A 12808-nucleotide genomic window follows, 5' to 3' on the forward strand; every position below is an offset into this window, starting at 1 on the left:
ACTGTATTTCACATAGAACCATGATGAAGGAGAGCAAAATGTATTCAGGTGCTTTTGGCAAACTGCGCAAGGTGGCTCTGTTGGCGGCAATGATCGCGTTACCTGTTGTCTCAGGGTGCGATCGGATCGGAAGTTCAACACCCCAGCAACATATCCAAAAGGCGAAGGACTTCCTGGACAAGGGCGACCAGCGCGCAAGTATCATCGAACTCAAGAGCGCGTTGCAGCAAAACCCTGACAATACCGAAGCACGCCTGCTTCTGGGGGAAATTTATATCAAGGCGCAACAGGGGAAGGACGCGGAAAAGGAGTTGCTGCGGGCGCAGAAACTCGGGGTCGACGAAGAATCAATCAAGGTTCTGCTGGGGCAGGCACTACTTTTGCAGGAGAGCTATGAACGGGTTCTTAACGAGGTCACGCCCAGTTCCCGAACCTCTCCCAAGAATATGGCGCGAATACAGCAACTCCACGGCGAAGCCCAGTTAGGCCTGGGGCGCTTTGAGCAGGGATGCGAGCAGTTCAAACAGTCCGCGCAGGCCGATCCAGCTTATGTCCCTACCTATTGGGGACTTGCCAGGTGCGCCACTGCCACGAAGGACTTCGATCAGGCCAAAGCACTGCTTGAGCAAGCGCTCAAATTGGACGCCAAGAACGCCGACACTTGGATGTGGCTTGGCAAACTGGCGCAAGTCAGAAATGATCCAAAAGCGGCAGAGGCGGCTTACTCTGGTGTGCTCAAGATCGTCCCTGATCACGTCGATGCCCGCCTGAGCCTGGCTTTTCTGCACCTGTCGGCAGGCAAATTCGATACTGCGCAGGCTGAGATTGGCGCGGCGCGGAAAGCGGCGCCGCATAACCTGCGAGCCAAGTATTTACAGGCGCTACTGGATTTCCGGCAGGCCAAATATGCCGCAGCGCGTGATAGCCTGCAAGAAGTGCTGAAAGATGCCCCCAATCATATGCCGAGCATCCTGCTTTCCGGCATGGTGTCCTACCAGCTCGGCAGTTATGAACAGGCCATCCAGAACTTTACAAAGGTATTGAGCCAGTTCCCCAATAGCGTGTATGCGCGCAAAGGCCTCGCGGCTGCGTGGCTGAAAACTGGGCAACCCGCTCGCACACTGGATACCTTAAAACCCTTGCTCATGACGGAAAACCAAGACCTGAGCGTGTTGGCGATGGCTGGCGAAGCCTCTCTGCAAGCGCGTGAACCCGCGCAGGCGCGTGACTATCTTCAAAGGGCCGCGGCAATCGATCCGAAGAACGCCAAACTACGCACCGCGCTGAGCGTAAGTCATATGGCCGCCGGCGACTCGGCGCGCGCCATGGCGGAACTGGAATCCGCAGCCGCAGAGGATACAGGTCAAAGCGTGGCCGATACGCTCTTGATCTTGACTCGCCTGCGCAATAGCGAATTCGACAAGGCGCTGGCAGCGATTAACGTACTCGAGAAAAAGACCCCGAACAACCCCGCTGTATACAATTTCCGGGGCGCAGCCTACGCCGGAAAAAAAGATTTTGCCAATGCGCGGAAAAATTTTGAACAGGTGCTGAACCTCGATCCGGCCTACAGCGAGGCAGCCATGAACCTGGCGCAGCTTGACCTCCAGGAAAAGAACCCCCAAGCTGCCCGCAAGCGCTACGAAGCCATCCTGGCCAGGGACAAGAACAATCTCCCCGCGTTGTTGGCGCTGGTGAATCTGGCAAGCGACAAGAAAGAGGCCGTTTCCTGGCTGGAGCGGGCGGCACAGGCCAATCCGTCGGCACTACAGCCGCGCCGGCTTCTGGCAGAGCACTACCTGGGGAATAATGAGGCAAAAAAGGCGTTGAACCTTGCGCGCGAGGCGCAGACAGCCAATCCTGACAACGCGGATGCCCTGGATTTGCTCGGCACAACGCAGCTTGCCGCCGGTGAAACGGGAAATGCGCTCACGAGTTACCAAAAACTCGCTCGCCTGGCGCCCAAGTCACCGCTCGCGCATTACAAACTTGCATCGGTGCAGGCCGCCGCAAAAAACCTTGACGCAGCCAAATCATCCCTGCGTCTAGCCCTGGAACTGAAACCCGACTATCTGGAGGCGCAGGCCGCGCTCATCTCGCTGGATCTCAAAATTGGAAAACCTGCAGAAGCGCTGAAAATCGCCCAGCAGGTGCAACTGCAAAACCCCAGGAAATCGGCGGGTTTGGTGTTCGAAGGCGACATTCTCATCGACCAGAAGCAGTATGACCAAGCTGCAAAAGCCTACGAGAAAGCCTTTACCCTCGACAAAAGTGGTCTGATCGCGGTCAAACGGCATCAGGCGCAATCTCTGGCCGGAAGGGTAAAGGATGCCGACACTCGTCTGTTGCAATGGCTCAAGGAGCAGCCGAAAGACACTGCAACCCGCGCCTACATGGCGCAAGCCTACATGACACGTGGGCAAGATAAACAGGCCATCGAGCAGTACCAGATTCTATTGCAGGATGCGCCCGGCAACCTGCTCGCACTCAACAATCTCGCCTGGCTGTATCATCGCGCAAAAGACCCGCGTGCGCTGAATATAGCAGAGCAAGCCTATAAACTCAGACCCGATGCTGCGTTTATCACGGATACCCTGGGCTGGATTTTGTTCGAGCAGGGCAAAACTGCACGCGCCGTCGAGCTACTGCAAAAAGCCGTTTCGCTTGCGCCCAAGAACCCAGAAATCGGCTATCACTATGCCGTTTCGCTCGCCAAAGCGGGCGACAGGCAGAAGGCGCGCAAACAGCTTGAGGCTGTGTTGGCTTCCGGACTAAGCTTTCCGCAGCAAGACGAAGCAAAAGCAGTGCTAAAACAGTGGTAGGCCTGGGCGGACCCATGAATTGTCAGAAACTGCACTTTAAGGCGTCAAGATGCCTGCCCGGAGGCCGCCGTCCGCGCCGCCCTCGTGATTCGCAACGGCTGCGGCCCCACCAGCCAGCAGGCGCTGAGCCAAGACACACCCGCGCTGGGCATCACCTCCAACCTGGTCAATTGGTTACATGTGTCCGCCGTCGCGACTGCCGGCGCAGGGCTTCGAATGCACGCCTACAGACTCAAGCCAGAAGCCTTGCCAGCAACCGGAATGCAACGGCTTGCCAACCCCTCATTCCGCATGGCAGCAGGTAAAGTGTCGGAATATATTACAGCTAACGAAGCCGCCGAGCGCTTCCCGGCCTTCATACAATCCTGCCTCGCCGGCGTCACCATCTCAACTAACGGACATGGCGGCAGCACCACACCCGAAAATGAACGTCGCTGCCGCCGTGTCCGTTCCCTCTCACGTTAACCACGAGGTTATTTAGACTATCATGCGACAGATCACATCTAGCCAAATCCTCACTTTCCTGCTGTTGCTCGCATTGATCCTTGTCCTCGGCATCGGCACTATCTGGCTGCTTTTTGGCGCATTGCCGTTGGGGGATTTCCGCGGGGTGGTGCTGACAGGCGCGGCACTGCTATCGGTGTATCTCTATGCTTTTGCTGTTTACCGCTTGTTCCTGCACATCATGCCGCTTAGGGACGGCGAGATTGATGAAGGGTCTGAGCAGGAATTTATTTATCACGTCTACATACTCTTTTACCTGATACTCTTTTATCCAATCATACGCAGCGGGCTTATGCCCACCCCACTGATGCGTATGTTTTATCTGGCCTTAGGTACGAGGTTGGGGAGCAACACCTACTGCCAGGGAATCATCCATGATCCACCTTTCGTGCAGGTCGGGGCTAACAGTGTTATTGGGCAATCAGCCCTACTCATCCCCCATGTAATCGAGGGGAAGCGGCTCGCCCACTATCCTATCCGCATCGGCGACGGCGTCACCATTGGTGCGCACGCAGTCGTGTTGCCCAACGTGACCATCGGCGACAATGCTATCGTGGCAACTGGCGCAGTCGTGACGAAGGGCACGCGCATCGGAGCGAATGAGATCTGGGGCGGCATTCCGGCCAAATTGTTGAAGCGGCGGACAACGGGAGAGGCTGCCTGATGCCGGATTGCGTACCCGGGCCTGTTTGGATTGGGCGCACAGTCCGCAGGAAGCGTCGGAAAATCTTACAAACTGAACGCGCGCAACCTACCGATTAGCGAGTGCTTATTATAACTCATTGTATTTATAGTGATGTTTTTAAGTGGCACACTTACTGCTTTAGCTACTAGGCAAGAGCATGAGGCCAGCAAATTCCAAACGCCCCATCCTCGCGGATTCAAAGATGCTCAACATTTTTTAAGAGGAGAACGATCATGAAAACGAAATTCAAGCTGCTCGCGCTGTCAGCCAGCCTGCTTGCCTGCGGGATCGGCGTGTCCGGTCAAGCGCAAGCGAACGCCTACGCCGTTGCTTACAACAACATCTTTGAAGGTACGGTGACTCCATCGGGCGCCAACTTTGGGTTCATCTTTCCCAACACCACTACGTCACAAGCCTCTGCAAGCCTGACGGGGTTTGCGCCAATTAACAACGTTGTTTCACTGGACGCGGCTCCCGCCAACCTTGGCGCTGTGGCAAAGGCCAACAACGACTTCACCGTGCAAGGCCAAAGCCTGCTTAACACCTACGCCAGGGGCGACGCCCAAATCGTGTCTCAGCAGCTTCCACCTCCGGTTGGGGGCACTTTTCAGGCGGTGAATATTGCCGAGGGCAATATTGCAGCGGCTGGCATTGGCTCGGCGCTCGGCCGAAACTCTTCCGACACAACCTTCACCACGACGCTCAATCTTGGGTCCGCGACGACCCTCACAATCGCTTTTAAAGCTGACCCCTTCCTGAAGATTTTTCTGGACGGCCCACCATCGCTGTTCCCTTCGTCCGTGCGCGCGGAAATTACCGCTAACGTTAACATTATTGATGCCAATGGCCGAGTAGTGTTCACTTGGTCCCCGGATGGCCAGGTTACTGCGGGGGTCACTGAGATTGACCCGTTTTCGCTTAATACGTCCCTCACCAAAAACTTCGGAAACCCCGGCGGTGGCATTTACGACCCGACCCTGTGCGCGGAGGGGCTCGAGCTAGCTTGTGCCGGCAACGTTGATGTTGGCGACCTTACCCCTACTACTTCGGGCTCTTTCAGTGTGACGACCAGCCAACTTGACCCTGGAATTTATACGTTAAGCCTGACCGCGCGGGAAAACATCGATGTACAAAGGGTGCCCGAGCCCGCCACACTTGCGTTGCTGGGACTGGGGCTGACCGGTCTGGCATTCGCACGCCGCCGCAAGCAGTCATAAGCACTCCACGCTGACTGTTTTGAAGGGCAAGGGGTCAAACCCTTGCCCTTTTTCATTCATCCGCCGGCTCTTTGCAACCCACCCATAACCAGCGGGCAAATGCCCGTTTGCAGGCGTAAAGTTTTCCGACAGTTGCTTGGGCTATCCATACAGGATGCAAGCCGCATCCTTGCCGCTACTTCCGGGCTTGATCCGATGAGGGGTTGCTGCCGTGGCGGAGCATCTCCGCCACGATGTCCCGAAAGCGTTGCGCAGCATCAGTCTGCGCCAAGGTCTGGCCGACCCGGCTGGCCGCCTGTGCATAAGACGGATTATTCAGGATGGCAGTTGCAGCCTCCAATAAGCTGGTAGAAGACGCCTTTCCGGCACGCAGCATGATTCCGGCTCCCAAGCGTACCGCCGCGCCCATATTCAGCAGTTGATCCATATTGGAACACAGGCCGATGACCGGCACGCCGCTGGCGAGCGCCTGGTAGGTGGTCAGGCTGCCGCCGTTGCTGATCACCAGTTGCGAGCGCCGGGTTGCGATGTCCATCGGCAGGTAATCGGTGATGTACGCATTGGCAGGCGCATCGACAAGCGCGATTTTGCCTGCGGTGGCGGCGATGACCGTGACCGGAAGTTGCGACAGGGCCGTGAGCGCCATGGGCAGGAGGTCGGCCTGACCCGAGCTGCCCAGGATCAGGAATACGATCGGCCTGTCTTCGGGCAGGCGGCTCCACCACTCAGGCAGCGGTGTATGGGTGGACCAGAGAACCGGGCCGAGGTAGCGATGGTGGGCTGGCAGTCTGCGGGTAGGCACCACTTCGGGAATGTCCGCATACAGGGTGTAATCGCCCCAGGTGTAGACATTTCTTAGATCCGACCCCAGCGGCGGCAGCCCGTAACGGCGGCGCACCCGGTTCAAGGGTCGGGCATGCAAGGCAAAGACCATGGGTCTGACGGTATCGAACAGTTTTTGCGCCAGACGGACACCCAAAATCCGGGTCATGGGCAAGTCGGGTACCGGATAGGCGGTGTCGGCGAACGGGCTCCAGTAGGCATTGACCACGGCGGCATAGGGGGTCCGACGCAACGGCGCGCTCACGGCCAGCGACAGCCGGAAGTCTCCGACCACCAGATCGGGTTTGACGCTGTCGAGCAGCGCCAGGTCGTCTTCGACGTACTGGGTGAGCGTCTCGACGCTGTACAGCGGCTTGCCCCGGGCAAGAGCTTGTGCGAATTCGGCGGAAGGGATGGATCGAATGGGATGGAACGCACAGCCAAGTGGTGCTTCCAGATCTGTGTAGCGAGGATCCGATGCGACAACCACTTCATACGCAGTCGGATCGAGCGCCTTCGCCAGCGTCGCAATCCGTGCGAAATGGGCAAGCGTGACCGCTTCAGCAACAAGAAGAATGACCGGCTTGTTTCGGGTTTGCATTACACTCACTCGCGGGAAAGTAATACCATAACACAGAGATAATTTTGTATTATGGCTCATGCAATGAAATTAGTGGGAGTTCTCCCGGATGTGTGACATCACAACGATAACCCGACTGTCAATGCGAGGCGCGAAACACCGTCAATGTAGGGCGTCAATAAGCGAAGCGCATTGGGCCGGATGGGAAATGGATGCTTTCGCCGCATTGGATTGCCATGGCTAACCTGCTGATCGCCATGCGCAACCTCGCACGCAATCGGCGGCGGGCGCTGGCAGCCGTGCTTACGGTGGCTGTCGGCGTCACCTCCCTGATGCTCGCCGACGGCTTCATCCAGTGGATTTTCTGGGCCATGCGTGAAAGTACCATCCAGTCCCAATTAGGCCACATTCAGGTCGTGCGGCCGGGATACCTCAGCGCGGGCGTGGCTAATCCTTACGCTTATGTATTGCCGGAGAACTCGACGGAGCGCAGAGCGATCGAATCCACACCCGGCATCAAGCTGGTGGCTCCGCGGCTGGCGGTGACTGGGCTCATCAGCCACGGCGAGACGACAATAGCGTTTGTGGCGGATGGCGTCGACCCGCAAAAGGAGGCGGAGCTGAGCAAAGCTCTGCGTATCGTGGAAGGACGGAATATCGCCGCCGCGACCGCGAAAGAGGTGATCCTGGGGCACGGCCTGGCGCGCAATCTCGACGTGAGACCGGGCGCCACGGTGGCGCTGCTGGCCAATGCCGCAGGCGGCGGCATCAACGCCGTCGAGGCGAAAGTCGCCGGGGTGTTTGTCAGCGCCAACCAGGCCTACGATGATTCCGCCCTGCGTCTGCCCATCGGCTTGGCGCAGTCACTGCTACGCGTTAACGGTGCTCACGCCTGGCTGGTGCTACTCAATGACACCGAGCGCACGGACGACTATCTCACGCAGTTCCGCGCCCGCTTCCCCGCGCCAGCGAACAAGCTGGAGTTCGTGCCTTGGTACCAGCAAGCAGATTTCTACAACAAGACAGTGGCGCTGTTCTCGCAGCAGATGAACGTGCTGCGGCTGATCATAGGCTGCATTATCGTGCTCAGCATTTCCAACATGCTGGTAATGAATGTGCTCGAGCGTACCGGCGAGATCGGCACTCTGCTGGCCATTGGTTTCAAGCGCAAAAAAATCCTTCACCTGTTCGCCATCGAGGGGCTGTTACTCGGATTGGTCGGCGCATCCCTGGGGCTGGTCGTCGGTTATGGGCTGGCCGAATTGATCTCCGCGATCGGCATTCCCATGCCGCCGCCCCCCGGCATGGAAGAGGGCTACACTGGAAAAATCCGAGTCACCTTGAACGTGGTGATGAATGCGTTTCTGGTCGCTTTTATCACCACTGCGCTGGCGGGGTTGTATCCAGCATGGAAAGCTTCGCGCCTGCAAATCATCAACGCGTTACGTCACAATATCTGAGGTCCGCGAAAGCCACATGTTCAAGCTCGCCTTCCGCAACATTTTCCGCCAGCGACTTCGCACTGCGCTGACACTGGCAGCAATCATCACCGGGGTAGTCGCCATTATCATCAGTGGCGGCTTTGTCGAGGATGCGTTTGTGCAACTGCGCGAGTCGACAATCCACTCGCGCATTGGACATGTGCAGATTTTGCGGCGCGGCTATCTCGAGTACGGTCAGCGCGACCCGGCGCGTTATATGATCGCGCAGCCAAAGGCCCTGGTGGAGGCGATAAGTGCCCTTCCGCATGTGCAGGCTGTCATGACCCGCGTGAATTTTTCCGGGCTGGCCAACAATGGCCGCGCCGATTTGCCCATTATCGGCGAAGGCGTTGAACCAGGCAGGGAAGCACAACTGGGAACCGCCGCCACCATCGTTTCCGGCCGTCCGTTGCGGGATGCGGACGCATTCGGCGCGGTGATCGGAGAAGGTGTCGCCGCCGCCCTGCATTTGCGCCCCGGCAGCTTCGTGACCTTGATGGTAAATACGCCGGAAGGTGCGCTTAACACCCTTGAGTATGAAGTCGTCGGCGTGTTCCGCACTTTCTCCAAGGTTTACGATGATCGAGCCGTACGCATCCCGTTGTCGGCCGCCCAGGAACTGCTGTTTACCAAGTCGGTGCATAGCGCTGTCGTGTTGTTGGATGACACCGCCGCAACCGATGCGGTAACCGCGATCCTCAGAGCCAAACTGGAGCCGCTCGGCTATGTCGTGAAGCCCTGGCATGAGTTGGCCGATTTTTATCAAAAGACCGAGGCCCTTTACCGGCGCCAGTTCGGGGCGCTGCAGTCGATCATTCTTGTCATGCTGGTATTGAGCGTAGCCAGCACCATCAACATGGTGGTCTACGAACGCACCGGCGAATTCGGAACCTTGCTCGCCTTGGGCCTGCGCCGGCGCCAGATCTTCAAACTTGTGCTGCTCGAAAACGCGCTGCTGGGCTTGCTCGGCAGCCTGCTCGGCGTGGTCGCGGGGAGCGCGCTTGCGGGCTTGATATCGGGCATCGGCATTTCCATGCCGCCACCGCCCGGCTCGAACGTCGGCTACACCGCTACGATTCGACTGGTGCCGTGGGTGCTTGTGATGGCGACCCTGACTGGGGCGCTGGCGGCGGTTATAGCTGCCGTGCTTCCGGCTCGTCGCGCCTCACGCCTACCGGTGGTGGATGCGCTGCGCCATAATATTTAAATGCCGCTTCAGTGACTGAGCTTCTTCAGGTAATCCTTGGTGAACACCTTGTCCGGCAGGTCGCGCATGACCATGTCGCCATATTCGAGTACCGAACGTCGACCGCGACGCAGGGCATCTTCTATCACCAGTCGGGTCGGTCGCGTTTCCCCGCCCAGTGCACGAAACTCCTGGTAGAGGCCGGTTTTCAGCAGACGGCCCGAGAGCGCATAGAACTCGGCTTTATAAGGCCGACTGTTTTTTGCGTTCACCCAGAAGAGCACCTGACGATAAGTGACTCCGCTATCGACTGCATCCAGTTGCAAAACGTGATAGGACACGCCATCTATTTTCTCAGTGCGCAGAAGCCTGGGTTCGTAATCACCCACGAAATTGGCGCGAGCCAGGTCGCCATTCGCAACCTGACCGGTCAGTTTCTGCGAGAGCGGCAAACGGATTGGCTGTGACAGGTTGGGCAGGAAAGCCCACAGATCGCGATCCCGCATCAGCAGAATCTGACCGCGGTCAACCACCGGCGCCGTTGTCTGCACCAGGGTCTGGTTGTTGCCTTTGGAGAGTATCCGGTAAGCGCGTACGTCTTCAGCGACATCGGGCTCGGTTGTCGTGATGGTCACGTCAACCTGGAAGCCCTCGTCAGGGAAGCGAATACGGTCTGCACGCATCAGCATTTCACGCGCAAGGGGGTCTCCACCTGCGGTGTCGGCAGCCAGCGCCGGCCTGAAAATCGACAACAGCAGCGCAACGGCGAAAACTGTCCAGAAAGGTACCTGTCGATAGTGCTTAACGTAAACGCCGCGTGGATAAAATGGAGTCAGAGCCATAAGTGGTGTCCTGTAAACTCAAAACGAATAAACTAAGATTATCGAATACTATATGATAAAGACAAGTGAGATCATATGCATGCTAGGCAATCAGCAAAAACCTATGTTTTGTCCTCGCCAGTTTTGTTCCTGGACAACGGGGAGGTGGGGTCGTGGCTAGCCTCCTGATAAGACAGGATCAGCAGATCCTGCGGAATATTCGACTCTACTCGGCTGATCTCAAGATTGGCCGCGCCTCGGAATGCGAGATACAACTGTCAGACCCGGGGGTCAGCCGCAAACATGCGCGGATTACTTTGGTCGACGGCCTCTATTACCTGGAAGATTTGGGGAGCAGAAGCGGCGTCTTCCTGAATGGAGAAAAAATCCAGCGCGCCCCACTGAAAAGCGGCGACAAGTTCACGATTTACCACTTTCAACTGGAGTTTGTTGCCGATGAAGAAAACGATACTGAACCTGCTGCGGTGTTAGTCGAGGCTCAAGCGGTCGGCAAAGAGTATGCGCTTGGAAAACAAATAGTTACGGCATTGCGCAACATTTCGCTTACGATCCATAAAGGCGAATTCATGGCGCTGGCTGGGCCATCGGGGAGCGGCAAGTCAACCCTGCTCAATCTGATTGGCTGTATCGACACGCCGACCACGGGAAGCATCCTGATAGGAGGACAGGATATCAGCGGCAAAACACCCGATGAACTGGCTGATCTGCGACTGAACACGCTGGGCTTTGTCTTCCAGACCTTCAATCTGCTGCCAGTATTATCAGCCTGGGAAAACGTCGAATATCCCTTGTTGCAGCAACGTCATGTAGCCAAGAAAACGCGGCAGGAACGTGTCCAGCATTATCTGAATGTGGTTGGCCTGGAACCCTATGCGCACCACCGCCCCAATGAATTGAGCGGCGGTCAACGCCAGCGGGTGGCGATCGCTCGTGCCCTCGCCACCCGTCCCAGTATCGTCCTGGCAGACGAACCAACCGCCAACCTTGATCACAAGACCGGCGAAGGCATTCTCAGGCTGATGAAAGACCTCAATCAGGAAGAAGGCACGACCTTCATTTTCTCCACCCACGATGCGCGCGTCATGGAGATGGCTGACCGGGTGATTGAACTGGCCGATGGCCAGATAATGGAATAGGGGGAACACCGTGGGAGTACATTTTTGCCCCAAAACCCGACGGCCAGGTCAGCAGCCAATGGTTCTCGGAGTCTTGCTGCTAGGCCTGCTGATAACCGCCATCCCGGCGGGCGCAGCAGAAAAGAGCAAAGCCGGCATGGATGTGGAATCCATCGACGACCTCTTTGGCAGCCCTGCCCCCGCTACCAAGAAACCGGCAGCAAAAACCGATCCCACCAATATCCCGGCAGCCGCCCCCCAAGGCGAACCGGCCGTAACGCCAGGCATCAGCACACCTGTCGCACCTGAACCCGTGCCGCCAAGCCAGCTCTCACCCTCCGAACCGCACCTGACCGGGTTTTATCAAAATGACCTGGCTTACACCTACGCCGGCCAGAAGCATTGGTCCAGATTCAACAACACCCTCGACCTCGCCACCCAAGGCCGCACGGCGGGCGGAGCGGCGTGGAAGTTGGGCGGGCGCATCAATTACGACCCGATCTACGACCTCGCCGACACCTACCCCCAAGCGGTGCGCAAAGATCAGCGTTTCGAGGCCATGATCCGTGAAGCCTATATGGATTTTTCGGCCGGCGACTGGGATTTTCGCTTGGGTCGACAGCATGTCATCTGGGGCGAAATGGTCGGGCTGTTTTTTGCTGACGTGGTATCGGCCAAGGATATGCGCCAGCTCGTACTGCCGGATTTCGACATCATCCGTATCCCACAATGGGCGGCTCGCGCCGAGTATTTTCAGGGGGATTTTCACGTCGAGGGGGTGTGGATACCCTACATGAGCTACGACAACATCGGCAAGCCCGGGGCCGAGTTCTACCCGTTCAATCCGCCTGCCGTCACCGGTTTTCAAACGGTCATTGCCTCGGAAAAACAACCCGTCGGCCTGGGTGAGGCGGCTTACGGCGCGCGCTTGTCCTACCTCATGGAAGGCTGGGACGTCTCGGGTTTCTACTACACCGCCAACGACCCATCGGCAGCCTTCTCGCGCCAGATTGCACTGCTGCCCACCCCCACCATCACCTATCAGCCCATCCATGAGCGCATTCACCAATTAGGCGCCACTCTGGGCAAGGATCTGGGGCCGATGGTGCTCAAGGCCGAGGCAATTTACACCAAAGACAAACTGTTCAACACCACCAACGCCACTGATGCGGACGGACTGGTCAAGCAAAACATGCTGGATTACATCGTCGGGCTGGAATGGAGCTTCCCGCAGGAAACCCGCTTCAACGTGCAATTCTTTCAGCGCTGGTTCCCCAGCCACGATGCAGGCATCGTGCCGGACAAAACCGAAAGCGGTGTTTCCCTCCTGTTCAGCACCCTGGCCCTGCACCCTCGGCTGGAGCCCAAAATTCTGCTGCTCAGAAGCTTGAACCGCGACGATTGGTCTGCCCAGTTCAAACTCACCTGGAAACTGGATGGCAACTGGCGACTGGCCACCGGTATCGATATTTTTGCAGGGCCGCCAACCGGCCTGTTCGGTGCGTTCGACGATAAAGACCGGGTTTACACCGAGGTGCGCTACAGCTTTTGACT

General features: G+C 57.6%; 10 protein-coding genes and 1 pseudogene. 9 read left to right on the forward strand and 2 right to left on the reverse strand.

The window, feature by feature from the left end:
• Positions 1-38: 38 nt before the first annotated feature.
• The 4 genes from prsT to SCT_RS17540 all read left to right on the forward strand — a co-directional run bounded on the left by prsT (position 39) and on the right by SCT_RS17540 (position 5228).
• The gene (gene prsT, locus SCT_RS01420) at positions 39-2822 is read left to right on the forward strand and encodes an XrtA/PEP-CTERM system TPR-repeat protein PrsT (protein WP_159107867.1); all 2784 of its coding nucleotides are present in this window, start codon (positions 39-41) and stop codon (positions 2820-2822) included.
• 84 nt (positions 2823-2906) lie between these two features.
• A complete protein-coding gene (locus SCT_RS01425) occupies positions 2907-3287 on the forward strand; it encodes a hypothetical protein (protein WP_059418086.1) in 381 nt (126 codons plus the stop codon).
• 22 nt (positions 3288-3309) lie between these two features.
• Positions 3310-3990, forward strand: a complete 681-nt coding sequence (locus SCT_RS01430; RefSeq protein WP_059418091.1) for a DapH/DapD/GlmU-related protein — start codon at positions 3310-3312, stop codon at positions 3988-3990.
• Between the two features lie 254 nt (positions 3991-4244).
• On the forward strand, positions 4245-5228 hold the full coding sequence (locus SCT_RS17540; RefSeq protein WP_059418094.1) for an EDSAP-1 family PEP-CTERM protein: 984 nt from the start codon (positions 4245-4247) through the stop codon (positions 5226-5228).
• A gap of 175 nt (positions 5229-5403) precedes the next feature.
• Here the strand turns inward: SCT_RS17540 and SCT_RS01440 are convergent, their stop codons facing one another.
• Entirely contained in the window at positions 5404-6651 is a 1248-nt protein-coding gene (locus SCT_RS01440; RefSeq protein ID WP_082098128.1) for a glycosyltransferase, read from the reverse strand.
• Positions 6652-6866: 215 nt separating this feature from the next.
• Between SCT_RS01440 and SCT_RS01445 the strand changes: the two genes are divergently transcribed.
• Both SCT_RS01445 and SCT_RS01450 read left to right on the forward strand, forming a co-directional pair.
• Positions 6867-8090, forward strand: coding sequence for an FtsX-like permease family protein (locus SCT_RS01445; protein WP_088178621.1), 1224 nt, complete (start codon positions 6867-6869; stop codon positions 8088-8090).
• A 16-nt stretch (positions 8091-8106) separates the two neighbouring features.
• Positions 8107-9318, forward strand: coding sequence for an ABC transporter permease (locus tag SCT_RS01450; RefSeq protein ID WP_059418100.1), 1212 nt, complete (start codon positions 8107-8109; stop codon positions 9316-9318).
• Positions 9319-9326: 8 nt separating this feature from the next.
• Here SCT_RS01450 and SCT_RS01455 read toward each other — a convergent pair whose 3' ends face one another.
• Positions 9327-10139: an outer membrane lipoprotein-sorting protein gene (locus SCT_RS01455; protein ID WP_059418102.1), complete on the reverse strand. Its 813-nt coding sequence runs from the start codon at positions 10137-10139 to the stop codon at positions 9327-9329.
• A 152-nt stretch (positions 10140-10291) separates the two neighbouring features.
• Between SCT_RS01455 and SCT_RS17545 the strand changes: the two are divergent.
• From SCT_RS17545 to SCT_RS01465, 3 genes and pseudogenes are all read left to right on the forward strand, one after another.
• A pseudogene (locus tag SCT_RS17545) lies at positions 10292-10561 on the forward strand (FHA domain-containing protein); the annotation flags it as partial.
• 42 nt (positions 10562-10603) lie between these two features.
• Positions 10604-11275 (forward strand): ABC transporter ATP-binding protein, encoded by a 672-nt coding sequence (locus SCT_RS01460; RefSeq protein WP_237759549.1) that lies wholly within the window; start codon positions 10604-10606, stop codon positions 11273-11275.
• A gap of 58 nt (positions 11276-11333) precedes the next feature.
• Complete coding sequence (locus SCT_RS01465; RefSeq protein ID WP_237759545.1) at positions 11334-12806, forward strand: DUF1302 family protein; 1473 nt, start codon at positions 11334-11336, stop codon at positions 12804-12806.
• The last annotated feature ends 2 nt before the right edge of the window (positions 12807-12808 follow it).

It is taken from the genome of Sulfuricella sp. T08 (assembly GCF_000971475.1).
GTDB lineage: Bacteria > Pseudomonadota > Gammaproteobacteria > Burkholderiales > Sulfuricellaceae > Sulfuricella.

Bases quoted from the DNA above. Each gene is read 5' to 3' on its own strand.
- SCT_RS01465 (WP_237759545.1), top strand. From the start codon at position 11,334: ATGGTTCTCGGAGTCTTGCTGCTAGGCCTGCTGATAACCGCCATCCCG.
- prsT (WP_159107867.1), top strand. From the start codon at position 39: ATGTATTCAGGTGCTTTTGGCAAACTGCGCAAGGTGGCTCTGTTGGCG.
- SCT_RS17540 (WP_059418094.1), top strand. From the start codon at position 4,245: ATGAAAACGAAATTCAAGCTGCTCGCGCTGTCAGCCAGCCTGCTTGCC.
- SCT_RS01455 (WP_059418102.1), bottom strand. From the start codon at position 10,139: ATGGCTCTGACTCCATTTTATCCACGCGGCGTTTACGTTAAGCACTAT.
- SCT_RS01430 (WP_059418091.1), top strand. From the start codon at position 3,310: ATGCGACAGATCACATCTAGCCAAATCCTCACTTTCCTGCTGTTGCTC.
- SCT_RS01450 (WP_059418100.1), top strand. From the start codon at position 8,107: ATGTTCAAGCTCGCCTTCCGCAACATTTTCCGCCAGCGACTTCGCACT.
- SCT_RS01445 (WP_088178621.1), top strand. From the start codon at position 6,867: ATGGCTAACCTGCTGATCGCCATGCGCAACCTCGCACGCAATCGGCGG.
- SCT_RS01440 (WP_082098128.1), bottom strand. From the start codon at position 6,651: ATGCAAACCCGAAACAAGCCGGTCATTCTTCTTGTTGCTGAAGCGGTC.